At 64.8% G+C, this 25,406-nt stretch carries 19 protein-coding genes; 8 read left to right on the forward strand and 11 right to left on the reverse strand.

Annotation, left to right across the window (positions count from 1 at the left end):
- Nucleotides 1-15: 15 nt before the first annotated feature.
- Nucleotides 16-1,503: an argininosuccinate lyase gene (gene argH, locus ATF69_RS13420; protein WP_146871279.1), complete on the reverse strand. Its 1,488-nt coding sequence runs from the start codon at nucleotides 1,501-1,503 to the stop codon at nucleotides 16-18.
- Nucleotides 1,504-1,555: 52 nt separating this feature from the next.
- Between argH and ATF69_RS13425 the strand changes: the two genes are divergently transcribed.
- Together ATF69_RS13425 and ATF69_RS13430 are read left to right on the forward strand one after the other, a co-directional pair.
- The gene (locus ATF69_RS13425) at nucleotides 1,556-2,806 is read left to right on the forward strand and encodes a sensor histidine kinase (protein ID WP_056061180.1); all 1,251 of its coding nucleotides are present in this window, start codon (nucleotides 1,556-1,558) and stop codon (nucleotides 2,804-2,806) included.
- Nucleotides 2,787-3,536 (forward strand): LytR/AlgR family response regulator transcription factor, encoded by a 750-nt coding sequence (locus ATF69_RS13430; RefSeq protein ID WP_146871280.1) that lies wholly within the window; start codon nucleotides 2,787-2,789, stop codon nucleotides 3,534-3,536. The genes ATF69_RS13425 and ATF69_RS13430 overlap by 20 nt, the downstream gene beginning before the upstream one ends.
- 101 nt (nucleotides 3,537-3,637) lie before the next feature.
- Here the strand turns inward: ATF69_RS13430 and arsA are convergent, their stop codons facing one another.
- From arsA to ATF69_RS13445, 3 genes are all read right to left on the reverse strand, one after another.
- Nucleotides 3,638-5,470, reverse strand: a complete 1,833-nt coding sequence (gene arsA, locus ATF69_RS13435) for an arsenical pump-driving ATPase (protein WP_146871281.1) — start codon at nucleotides 5,468-5,470, stop codon at nucleotides 3,638-3,640.
- A gap of 52 nt (nucleotides 5,471-5,522) precedes the next feature.
- Nucleotides 5,523-6,362, reverse strand: a complete 840-nt coding sequence (locus ATF69_RS13440) for a ZIP family metal transporter (protein ID WP_056747512.1) — start codon at nucleotides 6,360-6,362, stop codon at nucleotides 5,523-5,525.
- A 131-nt stretch (nucleotides 6,363-6,493) separates the two neighbouring features.
- On the reverse strand, nucleotides 6,494-7,390 hold the full coding sequence (locus tag ATF69_RS13445; protein ID WP_146871282.1) for a dienelactone hydrolase family protein: 897 nt from the start codon (nucleotides 7,388-7,390) through the stop codon (nucleotides 6,494-6,496).
- Between the two features lie 259 nt (nucleotides 7,391-7,649).
- On the opposite strand from ATF69_RS13445, the gene ATF69_RS13450 reads away from it, so the two are divergent.
- Together ATF69_RS13450 and ATF69_RS13455 are read left to right on the forward strand one after the other, a co-directional pair.
- The gene (locus ATF69_RS13450) at nucleotides 7,650-10,040 is read left to right on the forward strand and encodes a sensor domain-containing diguanylate cyclase (RefSeq protein WP_146871283.1); all 2,391 of its coding nucleotides are present in this window, start codon (nucleotides 7,650-7,652) and stop codon (nucleotides 10,038-10,040) included.
- Between the two features lie 94 nt (nucleotides 10,041-10,134).
- A complete protein-coding gene (locus tag ATF69_RS13455) occupies nucleotides 10,135-11,025 on the forward strand; it encodes an NAD-dependent epimerase/dehydratase family protein (protein WP_146871284.1) in 891 nt (296 codons plus the stop codon).
- Nucleotides 11,026-11,046: 21 nt separating this feature from the next.
- On the opposite strand, the gene ATF69_RS13460 is transcribed toward ATF69_RS13455, so the two are convergent.
- The 3 genes from ATF69_RS13460 to ATF69_RS13470 form a co-directional block, all read right to left on the reverse strand.
- The gene (locus ATF69_RS13460; protein WP_244303726.1) at nucleotides 11,047-11,889 is read right to left on the reverse strand and encodes an amino acid ABC transporter substrate-binding protein; all 843 of its coding nucleotides are present in this window, start codon (nucleotides 11,887-11,889) and stop codon (nucleotides 11,047-11,049) included.
- Nucleotides 11,890-12,137: 248 nt separating this feature from the next.
- Nucleotides 12,138-12,950, reverse strand: coding sequence for an aspartate/glutamate racemase family protein (locus ATF69_RS13465; RefSeq protein ID WP_146871286.1), 813 nt, complete (start codon nucleotides 12,948-12,950; stop codon nucleotides 12,138-12,140).
- Nucleotides 12,951-12,961: 11 nt separating this feature from the next.
- Nucleotides 12,962-13,852, reverse strand: a complete 891-nt coding sequence (locus ATF69_RS13470; RefSeq protein WP_056061154.1) for an amino acid ABC transporter substrate-binding protein — start codon at nucleotides 13,850-13,852, stop codon at nucleotides 12,962-12,964.
- 359 nt (nucleotides 13,853-14,211) lie between these two features.
- Here ATF69_RS13470 and ATF69_RS13475 point away from each other — a divergent pair, with 359 nt between their 5' ends.
- Entirely contained in the window at nucleotides 14,212-15,426 is a 1,215-nt protein-coding gene (locus ATF69_RS13475; RefSeq protein WP_208758728.1) for a D-amino acid dehydrogenase, read from the forward strand.
- A gap of 63 nt (nucleotides 15,427-15,489) precedes the next feature.
- Here ATF69_RS13475 and ATF69_RS13480 read toward each other — a convergent pair whose 3' ends face one another.
- The 3 genes from ATF69_RS13480 to yghU all read right to left on the reverse strand — a co-directional run bounded on the left by ATF69_RS13480 (nucleotide 15,490) and on the right by yghU (nucleotide 18,076).
- Nucleotides 15,490-16,419, reverse strand: a complete 930-nt coding sequence (locus ATF69_RS13480; RefSeq protein WP_146871287.1) for a LysR family transcriptional regulator — start codon at nucleotides 16,417-16,419, stop codon at nucleotides 15,490-15,492.
- Nucleotides 16,420-16,516: 97 nt separating this feature from the next.
- Entirely contained in the window at nucleotides 16,517-17,149 is a 633-nt protein-coding gene (locus tag ATF69_RS13485; RefSeq protein ID WP_108498740.1) for a glutathione S-transferase family protein, read from the reverse strand.
- A 21-nt stretch (nucleotides 17,150-17,170) separates the two neighbouring features.
- Nucleotides 17,171-18,076, reverse strand: a complete 906-nt coding sequence (gene yghU, locus ATF69_RS13490) for a glutathione-dependent disulfide-bond oxidoreductase (protein ID WP_146871288.1) — start codon at nucleotides 18,074-18,076, stop codon at nucleotides 17,171-17,173.
- A 421-nt stretch (nucleotides 18,077-18,497) separates the two neighbouring features.
- On the opposite strand from yghU, the gene ATF69_RS13495 reads away from it, so the two are divergent.
- On the forward strand, nucleotides 18,498-20,936 hold the full coding sequence (locus ATF69_RS13495) for a DUF4062 domain-containing protein (RefSeq protein WP_158641487.1): 2,439 nt from the start codon (nucleotides 18,498-18,500) through the stop codon (nucleotides 20,934-20,936).
- A 170-nt stretch (nucleotides 20,937-21,106) separates the two neighbouring features.
- On the opposite strand, the gene polA is transcribed toward ATF69_RS13495, so the two are convergent.
- Nucleotides 21,107-23,905, reverse strand: a complete 2,799-nt coding sequence (polA, locus tag ATF69_RS13500) for a DNA polymerase I (protein WP_146871290.1) — start codon at nucleotides 23,903-23,905, stop codon at nucleotides 21,107-21,109.
- Between the two features lie 52 nt (nucleotides 23,906-23,957).
- On the opposite strand from polA, the gene ATF69_RS13505 reads away from it, so the two are divergent.
- Nucleotides 23,958-24,326: a hypothetical protein gene (locus tag ATF69_RS13505; protein ID WP_056747503.1), complete on the forward strand. Its 369-nt coding sequence runs from the start codon at nucleotides 23,958-23,960 to the stop codon at nucleotides 24,324-24,326.
- A gap of 98 nt (nucleotides 24,327-24,424) precedes the next feature.
- Complete coding sequence (locus ATF69_RS13510) at nucleotides 24,425-25,378, forward strand: homoserine kinase (protein WP_146871291.1); 954 nt, start codon at nucleotides 24,425-24,427, stop codon at nucleotides 25,376-25,378.
- Nucleotides 25,379-25,406: the final 28 nt, after the last annotated feature.

Raw genomic sequence — 25,406 nt, forward strand, 5'->3', positions numbered from 1 at the left:
GGTTGTCATTAGCCTTCAGGCCAGGCGGGCGCGGTGGCGCGCCAGTTGGGCACGCACCTGCGCCGGGGCCGTGCCGCCCAGCGTGTTGCGGGCGTTGAGCGAGCCGCGCAGGCTCAGGCACTCGTACACATCCTTCTCGATGGCGGGGTGAAAGCCCTGCAGCACGGTCAGGGGCAGCTCCGACAGGTCACACGCATGGGTGGTGGCCGCCTTCACGGCGTGGGCCACCGTCTCGTGCGCATCGCGGAAGGGCAGGCCCTTCTTGACCAGGTAGTCGGCCAGGTCGGTGGCCGTGGCATAGCCCTTGAGTGCGGCCTGCTCCATGGCCTGGGCGTTGACGGTGATGCCGCCCTCTTTCTTGCCCGTGGCGGGGTTCAACTGGCCGCCGACCATCTCGGCGAAGATGCGCAGCGTGTCCTTGAGCGTGTCCACGGTGTCGAACAGCGGTTCTTTGTCTTCCTGGTTATCCTTGTTGTAGGCCAGGGGCTGGCCCTTCATCAGAGTGATCAGGCCCATCAGGTGACCGACCACGCGGCCCGTCTTGCCGCGCGCGAGTTCGGGCACGTCGGGGTTTTTCTTCTGCGGCATGATCGACGAACCCGTGGTGAAGCGATCCGCAATCTTGATGAAGCCGAAGTTCTGGCTCATCCAGATGATGAGTTCTTCGGACAGGCGGCTCACGTGCACCATGCACAGGCTGGCGGCGGCGGTGAATTCGATGGCGAAGTCGCGGTCGCTCACGGCGTCCAGGCTGTTCTGGCACACCACGGGGGACCCGTTCGCATCCACCATGCCCAGCGTCTTGGCCACGCGCTCGCGGTCCAGCGGGTAGGTGGTGCCGGCCAGGGCCGCGCTGCCCAGCGGCAGCACATTGGTGCGGCGGCGCACGTCGGCCATGCGCTCGGCGTCGCGCTTGAACATCTCCACATAGGCCAGCATGTGGTGGCCAAAGCTCACGGGCTGCGCTACCTGCAGGTGGGTGAAGCCGGGCAGGATCACCTCGACGTTCTGCTCGGCCACATCGACCAGCGACACCTGCAGCTCTTTGAGCAGGTCGCCGATCAGGTCGATCTCGCCGCGCAGCCACAGGCGCACGTCGGTGGCCACCTGGTCGTTGCGGCTGCGGCCGGTGTGCAGGCGCTTGCCAGCGTCGCCCACCAGCTGGGTCAGGCGGGCTTCGATGTTCAGGTGCACGTCTTCCAGGTCCAGCTTCCACTCGAAGGCGCCGGACTCGATTTCCGACGTGATCTGGGCCATGCCGCGCTGGATGGAGGCGTGGTCGGAAGCAGAGATGATGCCTTGCGCGGCCAGCATTTCGGCGTGCGCCAGGCTGCCTGCAATGTCGGCCTGCCACAGGCGCTTGTCGAAGAAAACGCTGGAGGTGTAGCGCTTGACCAGGTCGCTCATGGGCTCGGAAAACAGCGCCGACCAGGCCTGGGCCTTGGTGTCGAGCTGGTTGTGGGACGGCGCAGAGTCGGCGCTGGTGGCTTGGGCTTTGGACATAAGGAGGGCAATAATCCGGTGGTTCAGACACCCGGACTGTCCGGATGCCGCAATGCAAAACACCCAAATTTTATCGACCCAGCCCCCGCCGCCGGATTCCGCCCTGCCAGACAGGCCAGCGCGCAGCGTGCGGGCCGCTGCGGGCGCCGGGCCGGGCGGGCAGCCGCCACGTGGGCGGGCCCTGGTGTTCGATGCCTGCCAGGTCGGTGTGGTGCTGCGGGCCGTGCTGTTTGTGGAGGTGGTGGTGGGCGTGGGTGCCATGTATGGCGCCAGCAGCCCCGTCGAATGGCTGGCCAGCCTGGCGCTGCTGACCGGCGGCGCGCTGCCGGCCACGCTGGTGTGGCTGATCACGGCCTGCAGCCTCAAGACGGTGCTACAGCGCCTGTCCACCGCGCAGCAATATGCCGCCGGGGTGCTGCTGGGGGCCGTGGCCGGTGCCTATGCCTGCGCCATGCTGGCGCTGGTGGGCCTGTCGGCATCGCCGCCCTGGCTGGCCAGCGCAGCGACAGGCGCGTTGCTGGCGGCCATGCTGGTGGCTGCGCTGGTGCTGCGCGCCCGGGGCCGCACCCCGGCCGCCACCACCGCGCGCCTGACCGAGCTGCAGTCGCGCATCCGCCCGCATTTTTTGTTCAACACACTCAACAGCGCCATTGCGCTGGTGCGTGAGGAGCCGGCCAAGGCCGAGTCGCTGCTCGAAGACCTGTCGGACCTGTTCCGCGTGGCCCTCATCGAGCAGGGAGAATCGACCACGCTGGCCGAGGAGATCACCCTGGCGCGCCGCTACCTGGGCATTGAGCAGGTGCGCTTTGGCAAGCGCCTGCAGGTGCAATGGAACCTGGACCCACGCACCGACAGCGCGCGCCTGCCGCCGCTGCTGCTGCAGCCGCTGGTGGAAAACGCCGTCAAACATGGCGTGGAGCCCAGTGCCCGGGGCGGCAAGCTGCGCGTGCTGACCGAGCTGCGCGGCACCCGCGTGGTGGTACGCATCACCAACACCCTGCCCCCCAAAGAGGGCAAAACCGGCAAACACGACGAGCCCAGCACGCGGGGCCATGGCATCGCACTGGCCAACGTGCGCGCGCGGCTGGCCTTGCTGCATGACGTGCAGGGCGAATTCACCGCTGGCGTGCAGGACGGGCTGTACCAGGTGCGCATCACCCTGCCCGCCGCCGACCCCACCCCTGCCGCCCGCCCGCGCACGCCCTTGCGCGGGCGTGGCGACCTGCGGGGCGGCTACCGCCGAGGCGCGGTGGCCCCGACCGAACCTACCCCCTCCAAACCCCATGAACATCCTGATCGTTGACGACGAAGCCCTGGCGCGCAGCCGCTTGCGCACCCTGCTGTCCGACTGCTCGGACATCCAGCGCTGCACGGTGGCAGAGGCCTCCAACGCCGCCGAGACCATGGCGCTGCTGGGCCCCACCGGGGGACGTGGGTACGACCTGGTGCTGCTGGACATCCACATGCCCGGCCAGGACGGCCTGGCACTGGCCCATGCACTGCAGGCCCTGCCCCAGCCCCCGGCCGTGGTGTTTGTGACGGCCCACGCCGACCACGCAGTGAGCGCGTTCGAGCTGGATGCCGTGGACTACCTGACCAAACCCGTGCGCCGCGAGCGCCTGCAGCAGGCCCTGGCCAAGGTGCAGCGCACCAGCCGCCCCGCAGGACCCAGTGCCGTGCCCAGCATGCCCGAGGGCGAGACCCTGCTGATCCAGGACCGGGGCCGCACCGAACGCCTGCCGCTGACCGAGGTGCTGTACTTCAAGGCCGAGCAGAAATACGTGACCGTGCGCACCACCACGCGCAGCTACATCATGGACGGCTCGCTGAGCGAGCTGGAAGCCAAGTTTGCACCGCGCTTCCTGCGCATCCACCGCAATGCGCTGGTGGCGCGCCGCGCCGTGCGCGCGCTGGAAAAGCACTACGACCCTGAGGAGGGCGAAGGCTGGGCGGTGCGGCTGCAAGGCTCGACCGAACTGCTGGCGGTGTCGCGGCGGCAGGTGGCGGCCGTGCGCGAGGAGCTGGCGCGCTAGCAGCAGGGCTGCACAGGCCTTTGAGGGCCTTGGAACACCCCTACAGATATTTTTTGAGCCATTTTGGCCGCTAGCGCTAGTTCCATATGCCCTAGCAGCTATCAATGAGATAGCAAATCTCCTGTGACTGCAGGCGGTGCGGCCGCCAGCCGCCCCAGCGCCTCCACGCCCACAGGCGGCTGCGCCAGCCAGGGCAGCACGTAGGTGCGCTGCGCCAGGCCGCTGGCGATGCGTGCGGCCTGCTGTTGCTCGCCCGCCAGCCGGGCCCGCAGCAAGGGGTCGCTGGTGCCGGTGGCCGCCACACTTTTGTTGATGACCCAGGCCCAGGGCTCGATGCGGGCGCGGCGCAGGTCGTCCTGCAGCGCGGCGGCTTGGCTCACGGGCGTGACCTCGGGCAGCGTGACGATGACCACATGGGTCATATCCGCGTCCTGCAGGCGCATCAGCGGCGTGATGATGTGCTTGGAATTCGCGCTTCCTTCGTACTGCTGCGTCATCTGCCGGTGGTAGGCGCCGGTGGCGTCCATCAGCAACAGGCTGTGGCCGGTGGGGGCCGTGTCCAGCACCACAAAGGCGCTGCGCGCCTCGTTCACCACGCGGCTGAAGGCGTGGAACACGGCCACCTCTTCGGTACAGGGCGATTGCAGGTCTTCCAGCAGCAGGGCGCGGCCCGCGTCGTCCAGCGCCTTGCCGCGTGTGGCCATGATCTTGTCGATGTAGGCATGGGTCTCGGCGTGCGGGTCGATGCGCCCCACCTTCAGGCCCGGCAGGCTGCCATCGAGCTGGCTTTGCACATGGGCCGCCGGGTCGGTGGTGGTGAGGTGCACGCTGTGCCCACGCTGCACCAGGCCCACGGCCAGCGCGGTGGCGATGGTGGTCTTGCCCACGCCGCCCTTGCCCATCACCATGATGAGGCCGTGGCCCTTGGCGGCCAGCGCGTCGGCCAGGGACGAGAGGGGTTCGGCCTGCAACGACGCGCCGACAACGGCAGAGGGCGCGCTCAATGGCACCGCGCCACCCGCCAGCAAGGCCCTCAGCGCAGGCAAACCCACGGTGTCGAAGGCGCGCAGCGGCACCTCGTCGCGGGGCAGGTGCGCCAGCGCATCGGGCATCTGGTCCATGGCCTGACGGCCCAGGGCCTCGATGGCATCGGCCACCGCGTCCTGCCCCGGCTGGCTGGCATGGAACACGCCGTTGATGGCCAGGCGCTGGTTGGCCAGGCCCAGGGCGCGCAGCTCCAGCGCGGTGCGCGCGGCCTCTTGCATGGGGCGGGGGTCGGGGCGGGTGACCAGCACCACGGTGGTCAGGGCCGGGTCGCTCAGCGCAGCCAGGGCGGCGTTGAAGCGCGCCTCCTGCATCTTGAGCCCCGAGTGCGGCCCCAGGCACGACGCCCCCCGGTCGTTGCCCGCAAGGAATCCGGTCCAGGCCTTGGGCAGGCTCAGCAGACGCAGCGTGTGGCCGGTGGGGGCCGTGTCGAACACCACGTGGTCGAACACGTGGCCGGTGTCATTGCCCTCGCTGGCCAGCAGCGCGGCAAATTCGTCAAATGCAGCGATCTCGGTGGTGCAGGCGCCCGAGAGTTGCTCGCGCACTGTCGCGCGCTCATCGCTGCTGGCGGTGGCCTCCAGCTGCGCCAGCACACGCTGGCGGTAGGCCTCGGCGGCGGTATCGGGGTCGATGTTGAGCATGTGCAGCCCCGGCACCCCGGGCACGGCCACTGGCTGGTTGGACAGCGGCACGCCCAGCATTTCATCGAGGTTGGAGGCAGCATCGGTGCTGACCAGCAGCACCTGCCGACCAGCATCCGCCAGGGCAATGGCAGCAGCCGTGGACAGCGATGTCTTGCCCACCCCGCCCTTGCCCGTGAAGAAAAGGAAACGCGTGGGCTGGGCGAGCAGCCCGAGGGAGATGGGGGTAGCGTGTGGGGCAGTCATGGGCCCAGCATGGCAGAACCGTCCGGCACGGCCTTGAGCCAGGTCAAGTGCGTCAGTGCGCGTGCGCCGCCCCGCTCACCAGCGTGACCACCGCCATGCCGGCAATCAGCCAGGCAATCTGCAACACGGTTTCGCGCGCGGTCAGGCGTTTTTGCAGCTGGGGGATCAGGTCGGCGAGCGCCACGTACACAAAACTGCTCGACGCCACGGCCAGGAAGTACGGCAAAAAGTCTTGCAACTGCCCCACCAGGAAGTAGCCCACCACCCCGCCCAGCGCCGTCACGGCCCCCGCCAGCGACACCTTCACCAGCGCCATGCGGCGGTTGGGGCTGGTCTGGCGCAGCACCACCAGGTCGCCCATGTGGTGCGGCACCTCGTGCGCCAGCACCGACACGGCGGCAATCACCCCCAGGCGAATGTCGGCCATGAAGGCCGAGGCAATCAGGATGCCGTCGCCAAAACAATGCACGCTGTCGCCCGTGAGCACCGCCCAGCCTCCCGAGCGCGGGCCGTGATGGTGGTGCGCATGGCCGTGGTCATGGCCGGTTTCATGGCCATGGTCATGGTGGGCATGGCTATGGGCAGCGGTCTCTGCGTGGCTGTGCTCATGCCCGTGGTGCCACAGTTCGGCCTTGTCCAGCAAAAAGAAGAACACCACACCCACCAGCAGGGTGGCAAACAGGTCATGGGCGCCCGCCTGGCTCTCGAACGCCTCGGGCAACAGGTGCATGAAGGCCGTGGCCAGCAAGGCACCCGCGGCCAGGCTGAGCAGGTGCTGCGGCCCCACGCTGTCGCTCCGCCCACCCAGGCCCAGCCGCATAAGCAAGGCGGCCAGCCACACGCTGCCGATACCAGCGGCCAGCGTGGCCAGAATGATTGCTACCAAAGTCATAGCTTGTTGCGCTTTATCTTTAAGCCTTGGCTCATTTTTTATTCAGAATCTGCACGCCCGATGCAAGATGAAAAAAGCCGCCCCGGGTGTGGGGCGGCTGCGGGTGGCCTGGTGGGCCGGGGGTTTGTGCATCAAACCACACCGTGCGTCTTGAACCAGGCCAGCGTACGCTTCCAGCCGTCTTCGGCCGCTTCCTTGCGGTAGCTGGCGCGGTAGTCGGCATGGAAGGCATGCGGTGCATCGGGGTACACCACAAATTCCGACGCCTTGGCCTGTGGCGAGCCACTGGACAAGGCCGCTTTCATCTTATCAACCGTGTCAAGAGGGATGCCGGTGTCTTTTTCGCCATACAGGCCCAGCACCGGCGCCTTGAGGATGGGGGCCAGGTCCACAGGGTGCTTGGGGGTGAGCTCGCTCGCTTGCCCCACCAGCCGCCCGTACCATGCCACGCCGGCCTTGACGGGGCCGTGTGCGGCATACAGCCAGGTGATGCGGCCACCCCAGCAAAAGCCGGTGATCCCCACCCGGGCGCCATCGCCCCCGTTGGCTGCGGCCCATGCCACAGCGCCGTCCAGGTCGGCCATCACCTGGGCGTCGGGCACCTTGGACACCACTTCGGCCATCAGCTTGGCAATGTCGGTGTAGGCAGAGGCGTCGCCCTGGCGCGCGTACAGCTGGGGCGCAATGGCCAGGTAACCCGCCTTGGCAAAACGGCGGCAGGTGTCGGCGATGTACTCGTGCACACCAAAAATCTCCTGGATCACCAGCACCACGGGCAGGCCGGTCTTGCCTGCGGGCGCCGCGCGGTAGGCGGGCACCTTGAAACCGTTGACCGTGAAGCTCACCTCCCCCACCGTCAGGCCGTCTGCCGGCGTGGCAATGGCCGTCTGCGCCATGATGGGCGCGGCTGCGGCCGCATAACCCAGGCCCAGCGCTGCCTGCAGCGCAGTGCGGCGCGTGGCGCCCGCTTCGGTGGTGCGGCCGGGCAACAGCGCCTGGGCGTCGGCATGGAGGTCGTCATTGAACATCGGTTTTCTCCAAAAGAAGGGATGGGCAGGGGGTGAAAAGTGCCAGCCCCGGAGTCTATGGGGTTTGCACCGCCTCCGCATTTTCGGATACCGGAAAACGGGGAGCGCTGCTAGACTTTCTGCGAGCACCGTCGTCAGGGGCCTGCGTCCACGGACCGCCACCACCCAGACGTTTGCTCGCCCATCCCTTTATTGTTGATTTTTTCTCACCCCCACCCGCCCGACCACTTTCCGCAGACCCTCGCAACGGCCCCAGCGCATGCCCCCTCACCCCACCCCCCTCCCCCTGCGCGGACAGCTGCTGGTCCGGCTGGTCGCTGGGATTTGCGGCGCCGGGGGCATGGGGCTGCTGACCTGGGCCCTGGCCCGCCAGAGCATGGACCCCGCCATGCGCCTGGCCAGCGTGGGTGCCGGGCTGGGGCTGGTGGCCAGCGCCGTGTTGTGCTGGTGGCTCAGCCTGCGGCTGGTGGCCCTGCATGCCACCGCCAGGGCCGCCCAGGATGCTGCGCAGCGGGCCACCAACCAGCTGTGCGCCACGCTGGACATCCTGCCCGACGGGCTGGCCATCTACGACGCTGACGACCGCTTGGTGCTGTGCAATCCCCGGTACCGGGAAGTCAGCCCCGGCACCACCATGGCCGTCGATTACGGCACCCGCTTTGAAGACGTGCTGCGCCGCGCTGCCGAATCCGGCCACATCGTGGCTGCGCGGCAGGACACCAATGCCTGGCTGGCCGACCGCATGGCCCGCCATCGCTCGCCCGGCCAGCCCGAGGTGCAGGAGGTCGAGGGCGACCGCTGGATGCTCATCACCGAGCGACTGCAAGAGGGGGGCGGCATGGTGGTGCTGCGCGCCGACATCACGGACGCAGTGCACAAGGAACGCGCACTCAAGCAGGCCCTGCACGACGCCGAACGTGCCGAACGCAGCCTGCGCGAGGCCGTCAATGCCATGCCCGCCGGGCTGGACATCTATGACGAGCAAGACCGGCTGGTGCTGTGCAATGACCAGATGGCGCGCCTGCGTCCGCACCTGCCCGTGGCGGAGTCCCTGGGCAAGACGTATGAGGAACTGCTGCGCGAGGGCCTGCGCTACGGCATCCCCGAGGAGGCCAAAAACCAGGAAGAGCTCTGGCTGGCGCATGAGCTGGCCATCCGGGGCCATCGGCCCGGCCCCGAAGTGCGCCACTACCCCAACGGCACGTGGATGCACATGCACGAATGCCGCACCCCGTCCGGCATGACGGTGTGCGTGCGCCTGGACATCAGCGACCTGATCGAACAGCGCCAGAAGGTCGAGACCGCCCGACAGGAAAGCCAGCGCATGCGCCAGCTGCTAGAGCGCGCGGTGGAGGCCCTGCCCGTGGGCATCGAGATCTTCGACGAGCAGGACCGGCTGGTGCTCTACAACCAGCAGCTGTCCCGCATGTATCCGTACATCAACTATGCGGACCACCTGGGCAAGGGTTTTGTGGACATCCTGCGTTATTCGGTCTCGCGCGGCCTGATCCCTTCGGCCAAGGGGCGCGAGGAGGCATGGATCTCAGAGCGCCTGTCAGAGCACGGCAGCAGCACATCCACCCTGGTGCAGCGTCTGAGCGATGCCCGCTGGATCAACATCTACGAAACCCGCACCCCGGAGAACTACGTCGTGGCCGTGCGGCTGGACATCACCAACCTCATCGAGCAGCGCCAGGCCCTGGAGGCCGCGCAGCAAGCGGCGCAGCAGGCCCGCCAGCTGCTGCAAGACGCCGTGGAGTCCCTGCCAGAAGGCTTTGCCCTGTTCGATGCAGAAGACAAGCTGGTGGTGTGCAACGCCCAGTACCGGCGCCTGTACCCCATCTCGGCCCCCATGATCGTGCCCGGCAGCACGTTTGAACAGATCGCGCGCTACGGCGCCGAGCGCGGCCAGTACCCCGACGCCATTGGCAACGAAGAGGCCTGGCTCGCCCAGCGCATGGCCGACCACCGCGCGGCCAACCATGCCGTGCTGCAGCGCCTGCCCGAGGGCCGCTGGCTGCAGGCCGACGAGCGGCGCACCCCCCAGGGCGGCATCGCCGGTGTGCGCACCGACGTGACCCAACTGGTGCGCAAGGAGCAGGAACTGGCCGCCGCCAACGCCAAGCTGGCCCTTCTGTCCACCACCGACGGTGTGACGGGCATTGGCAACCGCCGGCGCTTTGACGAGCGGCTGGCCACCGAATGGATGCGCTGCGGGCGGCACCAGCTACCGCTGGCCGTGATCCTGATCGATATCGACCACTTCAAGCTCTACAACGACCACTACGGCCATCTGGCCGGTGACGAATGTCTGCGCCGAGTGGCGCAGCTACTGCAGGGCACCATCCGCCGGGCCGACGAGGTGGCCGCACGCTACGGCGGCGAGGAGTTTGTGCTGCTGCTGCCCGATGTGCCCCTGCCCGAGGCAGTGACGGTGGCAGAGCGCTGCATGGCCAGCCTGCGCGAGGCGGCCCTGGCCCACCCCCGCTCCCCCACGGCGCCCTACATCACGCTCAGCATGGGCATTGCCAGCCTGGTGCCACGCCCCGGCACCAGTTCTGACACACTTGTGCACGCGGCCGATGCGGCTCTGTACCGCGCCAAGTACGGCGGCCGCAACCGCTTCGAGGTCTTCACGCCTGCGCAGTGACGGTGTTGCCCTGCGGGGGTGGCGACGGCCTGAGCAGGTCCGCGCCGGGCCTTCCGGTTTTTGCACGCTTCACCTTCTTTGCAGGACGACGCTGATGAACATTTTGCTCACCGGCTCCACCGGTTTTGTGGGCCGCACCGTGGCTGCCGCACTCACCCGTGCAGGACACCAGGTGCACGGCGGCGTATCACCCCGGCACCGGTCACCCGGCGCCTTGCAGGTGCCCATGGACTTTGCGCGCGACACCTCGGCCCAGGCCTGGCTGCCGCGTCTGGCGGGTATCGATGCCGTGGTGAATGCTGTGGGGGTGCTGCGCGACAGCCGTGCGCGCCCCATCGACGCCGTGCACCAGCACACGCCCGTCGCGCTGTTTGATGCCTGCGCCCAGGTGGGTGTGCGGCGCGTGGTGCATGTCTCGGCCTTGGGCATTGAAGGCAGTGCCACCCGCTATGCCACCACCAAACGCGCTGCAGACACGCACCTGCTGGCGTTGGCCCAACAAGGGGCATTGCACCCCGCCATCCTGCGCCCCAGTGTGGTGTTTGGCAAAGGCGGTGACAGCAGCGCGCTGTTCATGAACCTGGCGCGCCTGCCGGTGGCGCTGTTCCCCGGCCCCATGCTCACGGCGCGGGTGCAGCCCGTGTCGGTGCACGATCTGGCCGCCGCCATCGTTGCACTGCTGGGGCCCGCCATCTCCACCCAGGGTATCGTCGAGTGCGCTGGGCCGGAGGCCCTGACCATGGGCGATTTCATTGCCAGCCTGCGCCAGCAACTGGGCCATGGCAAAGCCCATGTGCTGCGCCTTCCCGACCCGCTCACCCAGCTGAGCGCTCGCCTCGGCGACGCAGTGCCCAGCGTGCCTTGGTGCACCGAAACCCTCACCATGCTGGGCAGCGACAACGTGGGCAACCCTGCGGTGTTCGAGCAGCTGCTGGGCCGCAAGGCGGTGCACTACAGCCAGCTGGTGGCGACCTCCTGGCGCTGACGCGTACCGTCTGTGCCCTCGTCACTGGGGCACGAAGTCCGACGGATACCGCAGCGAATCCACCAGCAGGTGCGACATGCGCATGCCCAGATTGATGCCATGTGGAGGAATGGGCTGGGTGAACCACTTGTCGTACAGGCGGTGCAGCTCCCGCGTCTGAATGAGCCGCCGCAGCTCCGCATCGACCACTGCCTTGAGCGCAGGGTCGTTGCGCTCGAACGCCACCGCATAGGGCTCGATGGTCATGGGCTTGCCAATCACCTTCAGGTCTTGCGGGCGGGCATGGCTGGCACGCAGGCCATAGAGCAGCACATCGTCCATCGCAAAGCCGTCCACCCTGCCATCCACCACCCAGCCAAAGCCCTCGGCATGGTCGCGGGCGGGCTCGATCCGCAGGCGCACTGATTTGTTGGCAGCCTCGCGCGCCAGCGAATCGATGTTGGTGGTGCCCACCGTCGAAGCCACTGTCTTGCCGTCCAGGTCTTCGATACGCTCGAAGGGGCGCTGGCTTTGCACCACGATGCGTGATGACGCAATGAAGTGCGCAATGGTGAAAGCCACCCGCTGCCTGCGCGCAGCCGTGTTGGTGGTGGAGCCGCATTCCAGGTCCACATCGCCGCGCTCGATGGCCTCAAAGCGGTTGCCCGACGTGACCTGACGGTAGTCCACCCGCAGATCGCGCCGCTGCAGATGGCGACCGACGGCCTGTGCGATCTGCAGGCACACGTCCACGCTGTAGCCCACGGGCACCCCATTGGCCACATAGGACATCGGCAGAGAAGATCCGCGGTGGCCGATGACCACTCTTCCCGTGGCCTGGATGCGCTGCAGCGTCTGGCCCGGAGGCTCCGCTGTGCGCGCCAAGGCGGGGCTTGGCACTTCCGCCTTCGCAGAGGTCGATAAACCCGCAGCGGTCCCCGTGTTCTGCGCGATGACTCCCGCCGTCGCACACGCAGCGCAGGCAGCAGCCAGCGCACGCACCATCCCAAACCTCGCGGGGTTCGCTTCACATGTCATGGCTTGCCTCTTCGAAGTTTTCGTGATGCCACCTGGGCAATGGCCTGTGCGCTGGCTGGCGTACCGGGGCGCAGCGGCACCAGGACTCTACAGCGCTATACCGCAGCCCGCGAAGCTGAAGGCCCAGTGGGGGGCAGGGCTTCCATGCCCGTGTTTCCGTACGCATGCCGCGCCAAGGCAGCCGCCAGCACCATGGACGGGTTGACCAGCGTCAGCCCCTCCAGCCGGGGGTGCTCTGACAGTGCGAGTGGAATTTCTGTGCAGCCCATGATGAGCGTGGAGACCCCATAGCGCTGCTGCAGCACCAGCGACACGGACTCGAACCTCTGGCGGGCCAGCGCGTAGTTGCCGGCCTTCACACCGTCGTAGATACCCTGCATCAGCTCATCGCGCTCACGGGGTTCGGGCACAAAGCAGTCGATGTCGCGGTGCTCCAGTTCGCGCTGGTACAAGCCCGCCTCGTAGGCACCCTGCGTGGCCAACAGGCCCACGCCATGCACCTTGTGCAGCGCCAGGTCTGCAGCGACCTCTTGCACACCATGCAGCACCATCAACTGCGGAAAGCGCTGCTGCAGCAGGCCATGCCAGGCATGCGCCGTGTTGCAGGCAATGGCCACCACGCGCGCGCCCAGGGCCGCCAGGCGGCCCGTGGCCTGCAGCATCGGGTCTGCAGGCTGGTGGGCCCCGGGGCGGGTGTCGTGCAAGGCCGCCGTGCGGTCGGGAATGGGCACCTGCGCCAGCCAATGCTCAGGGTAAGCCTGGTCGTGCACAGGGATGCCCAGCGCCGCCATGCGGTCAGTGCAGGCCTGCACAAACAGGCGCACAAAGTCGGCACCCGCAGCAGGCCCCATGCCCCCCAGAATGCCCACCACCTGCGGGGCCGGAGGGCGCGGGGTGGACGGCAACATGCTCACACCCATCACAGCGCAGGCTTGTCGCTCTGGGCCACAAGGTTGTCGCGCAGCTCCTTGCTCATGGGCAGGTTGAGGTTCTGGCCGCGCGGGGGCACTGGCGACATGAACCACTTGGTGTAGAGCTTGTCGAACTCGCCCGACTTCATCATCCCGCCGATCACGCCGTTGACCAGCGTCTGGAACTGCGGGTCGTCCTTGCGCAGCATGCAGGCATAGGGTTCGACCTGCAGCGAGTCGCCCACCACCACCCAGTCGGCGGGGTTGCGCGTGTTGCCCATCAATCCAAACAGCAGGATGTCGTCCATGGCGAAGGCCTCTGCACGGCCGGTGTCCACCAGCAGCAGCGAGTCCTCGTGGTCCTTGCCCAGCACGATGTCCATGTCCAGGTTGTTGTCGCGGTTGTACTTGCGGATCACCTGCGCGTTGGTGGTGCCCGACGTGCTGGCCACCTTTTTCTTGGCGAGGTCGGCGTAGTTCTTGACGCCCGAGGCCTTCTTGGTCAGCAGCCGGGTGCCGGTGTAGAAATAGTTGATGGCAAATTGCACATCCTTGCCGCGCGCCGTGTTGTTGGTGGTCGATCCGCACTCCAGGTCCACAGTGCCATTGGTCAGCAGCGGAATGCGGTTTTGCGAAGTCACGGCCTGCAGCTCCACCTTGATGGCAGGGTTGTTCAACCGTTTCTTCACCGCATCGACCACGGCGTTGGAGATGTCCACCGACATGCCCACCGGGTTGCCCGGGCCTGCCAGATAACTGAAGGGCACCGACGATTCGCGGTAGGCCAGCGTGATCTTGCCGGAGTCGGCAATCTTCTTGAGGGTGTCGGCACTGGCCACGGTACTGGCCAGCACACCGGCGACCACGAGGACAGCAGCGGTGACAGCGGAGAGCTTCATGGGAATCCCTTTGCAAAAAATCAGGTGAACAGACAGTCGGACAGACGAGAAAGCAAGATGCAGGGGCACTGTAAAAATTTGCGGCCGTCTTGAACAATTCATTTGCACGGGTCCACCATGATGAAAAGTTATGGCTCTGTTTCGGTGCACCTCCGCGCACCATCGTGGATCGTCCTGCCTTCTTTGCGGCCCTTGCATCGCGGCACCCCCGCCCCTCTCCCGCCGGACCATCCTGAAAACACCAGGTGCTGACCAGTGCATAACTTCCTGGCATGGCAAGGCACTGCTTTGGCATTGTTCAGCAGGTGCACTGCCGCCTACATTCGTTGTCATCTCCTCCAACCGTTTCACTTTCTCCGATGCAGGTATGTGTATTGGGCGCAGGCATCGTCGGCCTGGCCACGGCATATGAACTTCAACAGCGCGGCCTGCAGGTCACCGTCATCGACCAGGCGCAGCCCGGCACGGGCGCCAGCGGTGGCAACGGCGCGCAACTGAGCTACAGCTATGTACAACCGCTGGCGGACGCCAGCATCTGGCGACAGCTGCCCCGGCTGCTGCTCTCGCCCACCTCCCCACTCAAGCTGCGCCTGCAGTGGGATACCCACCAGTGGCGCTGGGGGCTGGAGTTTCTGCGCGCCTGCAACCGGCAGACTTCCGAACGCAGCACCGCACAACTGCTGGCCCTGGCCGCCCTGAGCCGCCATCATTTGGAAACCATGCTGCAGGCAGAGTCTCTGGACTGCAATTTCTCCAGCACCGGCAAGCTGGTGCTGTACGACACCGCAGCCGGCCTGGCCGCTGCCCAACGCCAGATGGACCTGCAGCGCCAGTGGGGCAGCGAACAGCAGGCGGTTTCGGCCCAGCGTTGCGTGGAGCTTGAGCCCGCGCTGCTGCACTACCAGCCGCGCATTGCCGGAGCCATCTATACCCCCAGTGAATGCGCTGCCGACTGCCTCCAGGTCTGTCAAGGCTTGCAGGCCGTACTGGCCGCACGGGGTGTGCGCTTCATGCTGGGCGCCACGGTCCAAGGCTTTGTGCACGAGGGATCCCGCATTGCTGCGGTGCAGACCAGCGCAGGAGCCATCGAGGCGCAGCAGTTTGTGCTGGCCCTGGGCAGCCGCAGCCACCAGGCGGCGCAGACGCTGGGGTTGCGCTTGCCGGTATACCCTCTCAAGGGCTACAGCATCACGCTCGATACCACCCCCGCACCATCGGCAGCGCCTCGCGTCAATGTGACCGATGCTGCACGCAAGGTGGTGTTTGCGCGCATCGGCCAGCGCCTGCGGGTGGCGGGCATGGCCGAACTGGTGGGGCACGATGCACGCATACCTGCCGCGCGCATCCAGAGCCTGTGCGATGCCACCCGCACCGTTTTCCCGACCTGCCATCAAGGCGGAGAGCTGCATGCCTGGACCGGCATGCGCCCCGCCACGCCCACCGGGCTGCCGATCGTAGGCCGTTGGGTGGGGGCACCGGACAACTTGCTGCTCAACACAGGCCATGGCTCTTTGGGGTTCACGCTGGCGTTTGGCACGGCGGCGCAGGTGGCCGAGCTGCTGGCACCCCCCTGACCCTCCCGCACTCCCACGCTCCGCAGCCGCACAAGGCACCACCCGCCTCGGCAGGTGGCGCGTTCACTCCGCCTCGGGCTGCAGGCCCACCGCATCCAGAGTCTCTGCCACCGCCTGGCGCATGCATTGCGTCATGGCACTGGCCAGCAGTGAGCTGGGGCGGTTGACAGTACGCAGCGACTTGATGGGCACGGCAATGTGCGGCGCCAGCGCCAGTACATCCACCTTGCTGCGGTCGGCCGATGCCGCCGTGCAGGCGTCCACCAGCGCCACCGCGTGACCATGGTGCGCCAGCGCCAGCGCCGCATGGTAGGTCTGCACCGTGAACGCCGTCTGCAGGCCCACGCCCGCCTCGCGGCACGCATGGTTGACCACCGTGCCGATGGGGTCGCGTACATCCAGGCGCACCACCGGCGTGTCTGCCAGGTCGGCCAGATGCACCACCCCGGCCGCCACCAGCGCAGCGCCCAGCATGCCCTTGGGCGCCACACACACCATGCGCCCATCGGCCAGATGCTCCTGCGTGAGCGCGGGGTGGGCGATGGCGCTGAACACAAAGCCCACATCCGCCTCCTGCAGCACCAAGGCCGAGACGATCTGGGGCGAGTGCAGCGCGTCGATGGTCACCTGCACATCCGGGTGCTTTTTCCTGAAAAAACGCAACGCACGCGGCAGCACCTCGTAGCTCAGCGCCAGCACGCTGAGGATGTGCAACTCACCCTCACGCCGGTCGCTCTTGAGGCTGTTGGCCAGGCGCTGCACATCATCGAGCTGGGTGAACAGGCGCTCGATGTGCGGGTACAGGGTCTGTGCCTCGGTGGTGGGTACCAGCTTGCCCTTGAGCCGGTGGAACAACGGAAAGCCCAGCTGCAATTCAGCATGCGCCAGGATGCGGCTGACCGCAGGCTGCGTGACGTTGATGAGGCGGGCCGCCGCGCTCACGCTGCCGGTGAGCATGACGGCGTTGAAGACTTCTATGTGGCGAAGGCGCATAAGCTGACGATGCAAGGAATGGGCCGCAAGCGCAATCCTTGCATGTACCCATTGCGAAATCGCGCACTCAAACCGCGCGCCTCGCACGCGCTTGCAGCTAAAGCGACATCGACGGCCGCAGCGCCATGGCCGCACGCCAGCGCAGCAAGTGCGGGTGCTGCTCGCCGGGCTTGTGCTTGACCACACGCGCAAAGTCCACCGCCACCACCGCCGTGATGTCGGCCACGCTGAAGCGGTCAGTGGCAATGAATTCGCGGTCCGCGAGGCGCTCGTTGAGCAGCTGAAAGAACTGCCCCACACGCACCAGTCCACGCTCAGCCAGGGCCGGGATTTGCGGGTAGTCCACCGCGCCGGGCAATGCCCGGTTGGCCATGGCGGGCGCGCTGTTGCGCAGCGCCTCGGCAATGGCCTGCAGGCCCTCGAACTCCATGCGCCAGTTCCAGCTCGCAATCTCGGCCTTTTCTGCAGGCGTCTCGCCCAGCAGTGCAGGCTGCGGGTAGCGCGCTTCGAGATACGCCGTGATCGCCGCGTTGTCGGTCAGCAGCAGACCTTCTTCGCTGCGCAACGCGGGCACCGTGCACTGCGGGTTGATCTGGCGATACGCCTCGCCCAGTTGCTCGCCATTGCGCAGGTCCACCTGCACGGTGTCGTGGGCCACACCCTTTTCTGCCAGCAGGATACGCGCACGGCGCGGGCTGGGCGCCGTGGCGCAGTCATACAAAGTGATCATGGTGACGCCTTGCAAAAACACTCAGCGTACGGGGGAAGAAGCTGCTGCTGCCGCCGCCTCGATCTTGTCCTGCGTCTTCGTGTCAAAGTCGCTCGCGTCATGCCGCTCGCGCAACTGGCTGGCCAGATCGCCCTGCACGCGGTTCACCTTGCGCCCCCGCTGCACTGCCGGGCGCTTGGCAATCTGCTCGGCCCAGCGCACCACATGCGTGTATTCGTGCACCTGCAAAAACTCGCCCGCGTTGTAGGCCTGCCCTTTCACCAACAAGCCATACCAGGGCCAGATCGCGATGTCCGCCACCGTGTACTCATCGCCCGCCACGTACTCGGTCACGGCCAGGCGCTGGTTCAGCACATCCAGCTGGCGCTTGGCCTCCATCGCGTAGCGGTCAATCGCGTACTCGATCTTGACCGGCGCATAGGCATAAAAATGACCAAACCCGCCGCCCACGAAAGGTGCACTGCCCATCTGCCAGAACAGCCACGACAGGCACTCGGCGCGGGCCGCGCCGTCTTTGGGCAAGAAGGCGCTGCCGAACTTCTCGGCCAGGTACATCAGGATGGCGCCGGACTCGAACACCCGCACCGGGTTGGCAGGGTCGGTACGGTCCAGCAGCGCGGGGATCTTGGAATTAGGGTTCACAGACACGAAGCCGCTGCCAAACTGCTCGCCCTCGTTGATCCGAATCAGCCACGCGTCGTACTCCGCCCCGCTATGGCCCAGCGCCAGCAACTCTTCCAGCATCACCGTCACCTTCACACCATTGGGTGTGCCCAGCGAATACAGCTGCAGCGGGTGACGGCCTACGGGCAACTCTTTGTCGTGCGTAGCCCCGGCAACAGGCCGGTTGATGCTGGCGAACTGGCCGCCGTTTTCTTTGTTCCATTGCCAGATAGCTGGGGGGGTGTAGGAGGTAGATGTAGACATAAGGGCTCCGGGCCAATCGATGGAAGCTAGCGGATTCTCTAGCGGTTGCCGAATGAGTCTAGCGATGAGGGAGATTCAACGCAGAGCTGAGGCAAATGTCCTTCTGAAAACTAGTTATGCGAGCTAGGAGTCTGCGCCACTCAACACACATTTTTAAGGGCCTCGCAATAGTCATAGATTTTTTTGCAGGAGGTCGACTTGCACCATGGGCCAGGAAATTTAGGTCATCCGTTGCCGAAACCGACGGCCACCTGTCACAACTCCCTTTTCACATCATCCAACCCATTAGCATAGAGAAGTAGGCACAAATCAGTGGGATAGACAGCGACCAATCTAAACCTCTTGGGCAAGCCCCAACAGAGACCAACTAGTAGATAAAACGGGTGTAGCAAACATGGCTGGTTCAAGAAGGTTCGTCAAAGTGTTTCTTGCCTCCCCAGGCGATCTGTCTGAAGAACGCAAGATTGCGAAAACAGTCGTTGAAGATTTCAATAGTCAACTGGCAAAAGCTCTGGGGTATCAGATTGAGTTGGTCGGCTGGGAGGACACACTGCCAGGTGTCGGTCGACCTCAAGCGATCATCAATCGCGACCTTGACGGATGCGATCTTTTTGTTGGCATGCTTTGGAAGCGCTGGGGTACGCCGCCAGGCACCGAAGCCTATACGTCCGGCTTCGAGGAAGAGTTTCAGCGGTCAATGACACGAAACTCAAAGGAAGGGCGACCTCAAATACACCTGCTGCTGAAAGATCTTGACGCCGCGTCGCTCGCTGACCCCGGGGATCACCTCAAGAAAGTGATCGAATTCAAAAAGCATGTTTTTGCCGAGAGAAAGCTACTGGCAGGAACCTTCTCTGACACTCGGGACTTCGAAAGCAAGTTCCGCAAGTGCATTCAGGGATATGTCATCGAGCTTACGGACAAAGACAACACATCGGAATCCGAGAAAGATAAAGCACCAGCTTTAGAGGCTGAAACCCTACCTTCAAGTGAACCAGGTCCAACGACCCCGTTGTCGGTTGAGGGTGCCAAGTTTCTGCGAACTTTTTTACACACGGCTGAGAAAGCATCCGAGGAACATCCCCTCGCCGCCGACGACGTTGCGCGTTTCAGATTACTTTCAAGCATAGCGGCTGTCCACGGCAACGATCAGCAATCGCTGGGCTCTCACGACGCGAATCTCCTTTACAAAGCGCGAAACAAGTTCAGGTTTGGCAGACGCGAAATCAATGGACTCATTGACGATGGGTTCGCCCATCTCCAACATGAGAACGTTCCACTCTGGCACTGGATTGCTGCCGTCGACGGTTTCAAAGACAACATATTGCCCATCTGGTCTGTTGTCGGTACAGCCGAACGCCGAATCGGCGCTCTCAAAGCAATGCGACTGATATCGGAACCGATATTTGAGAAAGAGCAAATTGGCCGCCAGACGCTTGTTTCGCTGTGGTTTGTCAAAGACGTAGATACCGCTGTGCGCTTGGCTGCTTTGGAATATCTGAGTGAATGCGGCCAGCAGGCTGACCTACCTTTAATCAAAAAAGAGTTTGACCGCAATGAGACACCGACAAGCAGTGCAGCGGCTAACGCCATCATCTGCATAACACTACGTGACGATCGCCGCGCTGCTTTAGAAGCGCTTTATGCAATGCAGCCCAGCATCGTGGAGCAAGAGCTGCTGAATGCACTGTTCTGCAACGATACGGAATTCGAAAATGAAATTCTGGCTCGCGGCCTTAATCACAGCAGTGCATTGGTAAGAACAAAAGTAGTCAAGCTTCTGAGAAAACGGCATGCGCTCGCATTCAGCGTCGCCGAATCACTCTTGAACGATAGTTCTGCAGAGGTGCGCTTTGAAGCACTGCAGGCACTAGTCTCAGGAGGGAGAAATTACTCAATCGACCAAGCAAAAGACGTCCTAGTACGCAAAGGGCGAGCCACGACAGCAAGTGGATTTCTCGCAATGAGTCAGACAGATCGAGATGGCGAGGCCATGCTGGAGCGCTACGCCGAACAGCACTTTGACAGTTTGCCCAGTTCGGAACTCGAAGAAAAAGCCACACGAGCCATCTTTGACCAAAATGCTTACTTCGCGTTAGTCCGTCGAGACATTAGGCTACGTGGCGACGACTTACGTAAGGCCGTTGACAACGATTTTGTAGACCGTTTTGAGCTCCTACTCCAGGAGATGGCTAACCAATATGGGACTCAGACGGATCTGATCGAAAAAACCCGCTCACTTGCTCAATATTTGCGCAGCAAATTTACGCGTGAAGGTCTAGACATCATCTGCGCCAGACTAGATCCGACCGACCTACCACTTGTTCGATCCAAGTTGGAGAGCAATCACATGAGCCACTCAGCCGAAGATCTTCGATATCTGGCGAAGTTTGGCCAATGGCGTGATATCCCCCTGGTGATTGCATCAATTGAACGGCCTGATAACGGTCGGAAGTACACGTCGTTATTTTTGACGGTGAGTAGCACCAAATATGTCGATGCAGCGCATACGCTCCTTGCGCTCGGCAAGCACAGGCTTGCTGATCTTCTGGCCACCCCCATGCCTGCAAATCTGTTGGCACACATCATCCTTTTTATGCCCGCCAAAGCCTTTCACGGACTGGACGAATCGGTTATCCATTCCCTCATACAGTCAGAGGACGAAAACGTTCGGAAGTGGGCGGCACTCAAGTTTGTTCGAGCATTTCCACGACGTAAGGTGAAACAGTTGCTTGACAACTACTTGGCTGCCAATCAGTTCTACTACAACGTTATACATTGGCTCGACTTCGGCTTATCCGCCCCCAGAGACAGAGTGCTGCGCGCGGCACTGAAATTAATGATAGAGGCAAAACCATAGGTTGAGCTGGGGTGCAACACCTAGTTTTCAGAGGGCACACGCAGGCAGCGCCTGAGAGATTGTGCGGTGTAGTCTGTCCCACATGTAGCTCTCGAAGCCCAGCACATAAAGCTCAGATAAGGGTACCTGCCCCAAGCAAGACTCCTACCCCTGACTACAGCGTCGGCACCTCAATGCGCCTTATCCCAATTAGCCCCCACCCCCACCTCGGCCAATAACGGCACCTTCAGCGCCGCCACCTCAGCCATCAGGCGCGGGATGTGGGTCTTGAGCCAGTCCACCTCGCCCTCGGGCAGCTCAAACACCAGTTCGTCGTGCACCTGCATGATCATCTGGATATCCGGCTTGTGGGCGTCCAGCTCCTTTTGCACGGCCACCATGGCCAGCTTGATCAAGTCAGCCGCCGTGCCCTGCATGGGCGCGTTGATGGCGGCGCGTTCAGCACCGGCGCGGCGGGGGCCGTTGGGGGAATTGATTTCGGGCAGGTAGAGGCGTCGGCCAAACACGGTTTCGACATAGCCCATGGATTTGGCGGCGGCCTTGGTGTCGTCCATGTACTGCTTCACGCCGGGGTAGCGCTGGAAGTATTTGTCGATGTACGCGGCGGCGGCCTTGGTTTCTATACCCAGGTTCTTGGCCAGGCCAAAGCTGCTCATGCCGTAGATAAGGCCAAAGTTGATGACCTTGGCATAGCGGCGTTGCTCGCTGGTGACCTGATCCACCTCCACCCCAAACACTTCGGCAGCGGTGGCGCGGTGCACGTCCAGCCCGGCGTGGAAGGCGTGCAGCAGCGAGTGGTCGCCACTCAGGTGGGCCATGATGCGCAGCTCGATCTGCGAGTAGTCGGCACTCGCAATCACGCGGCCTGCGGGGGCTACGAAGGCCTCGCGCACGCGGCGGCCTTCCGGAGTACGGATGGGGATGTTCTGCAGGTTGGGGTCGTTGCTGGACAAGCGCCCAGTCACAGCCACGGCCTGCGCGTAGTGCGTGTGCACGCGGCCTGTGCGTGGCAGCGCCAGCTGGGCCAGCTTGTCGGTGTAGGTGCCTTTGAGCTTGACGAGGCCCCGGTGCTCCAGCAGTTTGGCGGGCAGGGGGTAGTCCTCGGCCAGCTTTTCCAGCACTTCTTCGTCGGTGCTGCGGGCGCCGGTGGCGGTCTTCTTGACCACGGGCATGCCCAGCTTGTCGAAGAAGATTTCGCCCAGCTGCTTGGGGCTGCTCAGGTTGAAGGGCTGGCCTGCAATCTCGTACGCCTCGGTTTCGAGCTGCAGGATGCGCTGGCCCAGTTCGTGGCTTTGGGCGGCCAGCGTGGGTGCGTCAATCAGCACGCCGTTGCGTTCGATGCGGTACAGGGCTTCGCTGCTGGCAATCTCCAGCTCGTAGATGAAGCGCAGTTTGTCATCCGCCTGCAGCAGCGGCCACAGGGCGTTGTGCACGTCCAGGGTCTGGTCGGAGTCTTCGCACGAGTAGGCAGCGGCCTTGTCCACCGGCACCTGGGCAAACGGAATCTGGTGCGCGCCTTTGCCGCACAGGTCTTCGTAGGTGATGCCTTTGCGGCCGGTGTGGCGCTCGGCCAGGCTGGTCAGGTTGTGGGGCTTGTGCACTTCGAGCACATAGCTTTGCAGCATGGTGTCGTGTGTGTAGCCCTGCACCTCGATGCCATGGTTGGCGAACACATGGCGTTCGTACTTGATGTGCTGGCCCAGCTTATGGTGCTTGGGGTCTTCCAGCCAGGGCTTGAGACGGGCGAGCACTTCATCCAACGGCAGTTGCGCGGGCGCATCGGGGCCTTCGTGGCGCAGGGGAATGTAGGCGGCCTCGCCGGGCTGTACGCTGAAACTGATGCCGACGATTTGTGCGCGCATTTCGTCGAGGGAATCGGTCTCGGTGTCGATGGCCGCGAGTGGGGCTTTGTGCAGGCGCTCCAGCCACTGGTCAAAGTCCGCCCAGTTCAGGATGGTGTCATACACCACGGTGCGGTGCTGGGCTTCTTCGGCCACGGTGCTGGCGGAGTGGTCGGCAAACAGATCGCCGCTTTGGCCGGGCATGGCGACGGTGGGGGCTGTGGTGGCGAGGGCCACGGCACCCTTGATCGCGCTGGCCAAGCCCTTGAAACCATACTTTTCGTAGAACGGCAGCAGGCCGGCGTTGTCCGGCGTGTCCAGCGTGATGTCATCAAACGCGGGCAACCCGGGGATGTAGTCGGCCAGCGCGCAATCGGTCTTCATGGTGACCAGCTGGCGGCTCAATGCCAGCTGACCACTGGCGATCGCCTCGCGCAGGTTGTTGCCTGCCACGCCTTTGATGGCGTCGGCGTTGGCAATCAGGTTGTCGAGCGAGCCGTACTCTTCCAGCCACTTGGCGGCCGTCTTGGGGCCCACCTTGGCAACGCCGGGCACGTTGTCCACGGTGTCGCCCACCAGCGCCTGGTAGTCCACCATCAGCGTGGGTGGCACGCCAAACTCTGCTGTCACGCCTGCCACGTCGCGGCGCTTGCCGCTCATGGTGTCGATGATGGTGATGTGCTCATTGACCAGCTGGCTCAAATCCTTGTCGCCGCTGGACACGATGACCTCAATGCCCTGTGCGGCCGCCACGTGGGCCAAGGTGGCGATCACGTCGTCAGCCTCCACGCCGGGCACGGCCACCACCTTCCAGCCCAGCAGGTCCACCACCTCATGGATGGGCGCGATCTGGCTGCGCAGGTCGTCGGGCATGGGCGAGCGCGTGGCCTTGTACTCGGTGTACAAGGCATCGCGGAAGGTGGGGCCCGAGGCGTCGAACACGCACACAGCGTAGTCGGCCACCACCTCTTTGCGCAGGGCCTGCATCATGTTGATCATGCCGCGAATGGCACCGGTGGCAGGGCTTGTAGGGTCACCCGGCACGGCCCGCAGGTCGGGCATGGCGTGGAAGGCGCGGTAGAGGTAGCTGGAGCCGTCCACCAGCACCAGGGTCTTTTTGTTGCTCATCCGGCAATTGTGCACGGGCAGCGCCCGCCGGGCGGCGCTCTACAATCGCTCGATGCGCGCTGTTCACCTTCTCCTGCTGCTGGGCATGGCCTGCGGCAATGCCCTGGCCCAAACCCCGTCCCCATCCCCTGCTGCCACCACCGCAGGCGCTGGTAACCAGCGCGATGCGCTGCCCGACCCCGAGCCCCTGTCTGGTCGCACCAACCAGCGCACGGAGCGCATCCAGATCGAAGACGCAGGCAGCCGTGTGGACGAGCTGCGGGTCGGCGGGCAAACCCAGAACATCTCGGTGCAGCCCAAGACCGGCAACCTGCCCGCCTACGAAGTGCAGTCGCCTGATGGCGCGCGCAGCCGCGCCGGTGGCAACAATGGCGCTGAAACCACCACGGCGCCACGCGTCTGGAACGTGTTCAAGTTCTGATGGGTGGCAGGGTGGCGCGCACGCACTGCGTTGCCACCGGTTAAGCCCCGCCCGTTGTCCCGCCCCTTCCCCTTCTTTTTTCTTCGACCCCCTGAGCGATGGCCGTTTTTACCGAAGTCTCCAATCCCGAGGCGCGCGAGTTGCTGCGCCGTTTGCAACTGGGCGAGCTGGTGGAGCTGCGCGGCATTGAGGGCGGCATCGAGAACACCAACTACTTTCTGACCAGCGACCAGGGCGAGTTCGTGCTGACACTGTTCGAGCGCCTCACGGCCGAGCAGCTGCCTTTCTACCTGTACCTGATGAAGCACCTGGCGCACGGCGGCGTGCCCGTGCCCGACCCGCGTGCCGACAAGAACGGCGACATACTGCACACCGTGTGTGGCAAACCCGCCGCCGTGGTCAACAAGCTGCGCGGCAAGAGCCAGCTGGCCCCGCAGGGCGTGCACTGCGCGGCCGTGGGCACCATGCTGGCCCGCATGCACCTGGCGGGCCGCGACTTTGACCGCCACCAGCCCAACCTGCGCGGGCTGCCCTGGTGGAACGAGACGGTGCCGGTGGTGCTGCCCCACATTGACGCTGCACAGGCCGCATTGCTGCGGTCCGAGCTGGCCTACCAGAACCATGTGGCCGCCAGCTCCGCCTATGCCGCCCTGCCGCGCGGGCCCGTGCATGCCGACCTGTTCCGCGACAACGTGATGTTCGAGGGTGAAGAGCTGACAGGCTTCTTCGACTTCTACTTTGCAGGTGTGGACACCTGGCTGTTTGACCTGGCCGTGTGCCTGAACGACTGGTGCATCGACCTGCCCACCGGCACGCATGACGCAGAGCGCGCCACGCGCATGCTCGACGCGTACCAGGCCGTGCGCCCGCTGACGGCCGCCGAACGCGAGCTGCTGCCCGCCATGCTGCGCGCCGGGGCGCTGCGGTTCTGGATCTCGCGCCTGTGGGACTTCTACCTGCCGCGCGAGGCCTCCATGCTCAAGCCCCACGACCCCACACACTTCGAGCGCGTGCTGCGCGGGCGCCTGGCACTGCCCGTGCACGCGGGCTGATCCCACCACGGTCGAGCAGCCTCTAACC

Origin of the sequence: Acidovorax delafieldii (assembly GCF_007993815.1) — a bacterium.
GTDB lineage: Bacteria > Pseudomonadota > Gammaproteobacteria > Burkholderiales > Burkholderiaceae_C > Acidovorax > Acidovorax delafieldii.

Excerpts from the sequence above, each read along its gene's own strand:
- polA (WP_146871290.1), bottom strand. The coding sequence starts at position 23,905 with ATGAGCAACAAAAAGACCCTGGTGCTGGTGGACGGCTCCAGCTACCTC.
- ATF69_RS13485 (WP_108498740.1), bottom strand. The coding sequence starts at position 17,149 with ATGATCACTTTGTATGACTGCGCCACGGCGCCCAGCCCGCGCCGTGCG.
- ATF69_RS13505 (WP_056747503.1), top strand. The coding sequence starts at position 23,958 with ATGCGCGCTGTTCACCTTCTCCTGCTGCTGGGCATGGCCTGCGGCAAT.
- yghU (WP_146871288.1), bottom strand. The coding sequence starts at position 18,076 with ATGTCTACATCTACCTCCTACACCCCCCCAGCTATCTGGCAATGGAAC.
- ATF69_RS13480 (WP_146871287.1), bottom strand. The coding sequence starts at position 16,419 with ATGCGCCTTCGCCACATAGAAGTCTTCAACGCCGTCATGCTCACCGGC.
- ATF69_RS13475 (WP_208758728.1), top strand. The coding sequence starts at position 14,212 with ATGCAGGTATGTGTATTGGGCGCAGGCATCGTCGGCCTGGCCACGGCA.
- ATF69_RS13455 (WP_146871284.1), top strand. The coding sequence starts at position 10,135 with ATGAACATTTTGCTCACCGGCTCCACCGGTTTTGTGGGCCGCACCGTG.
- argH (WP_146871279.1), bottom strand. The coding sequence starts at position 1,503 with ATGTCCAAAGCCCAAGCCACCAGCGCCGACTCTGCGCCGTCCCACAAC.
- arsA (WP_146871281.1), bottom strand. The coding sequence starts at position 5,470 with ATGACTGCCCCACACGCTACCCCCATCTCCCTCGGGCTGCTCGCCCAG.
- ATF69_RS13445 (WP_146871282.1), bottom strand. The coding sequence starts at position 7,390 with ATGTTCAATGACGACCTCCATGCCGACGCCCAGGCGCTGTTGCCCGGC.
- ATF69_RS13425 (WP_056061180.1), top strand. The coding sequence starts at position 1,556 with ATGCAAAACACCCAAATTTTATCGACCCAGCCCCCGCCGCCGGATTCC.
- ATF69_RS13440 (WP_056747512.1), bottom strand. The coding sequence starts at position 6,362 with ATGACTTTGGTAGCAATCATTCTGGCCACGCTGGCCGCTGGTATCGGC.
- ATF69_RS13465 (WP_146871286.1), bottom strand. The coding sequence starts at position 12,950 with ATGTTGCCGTCCACCCCGCGCCCTCCGGCCCCGCAGGTGGTGGGCATT.
- ATF69_RS13510 (WP_146871291.1), top strand. The coding sequence starts at position 24,425 with ATGGCCGTTTTTACCGAAGTCTCCAATCCCGAGGCGCGCGAGTTGCTG.
- ATF69_RS13470 (WP_056061154.1), bottom strand. The coding sequence starts at position 13,852 with ATGAAGCTCTCCGCTGTCACCGCTGCTGTCCTCGTGGTCGCCGGTGTG.
- ATF69_RS13430 (WP_146871280.1), top strand. The coding sequence starts at position 2,787 with ATGAACATCCTGATCGTTGACGACGAAGCCCTGGCGCGCAGCCGCTTG.
- ATF69_RS13450 (WP_146871283.1), top strand. The coding sequence starts at position 7,650 with ATGCCCCCTCACCCCACCCCCCTCCCCCTGCGCGGACAGCTGCTGGTC.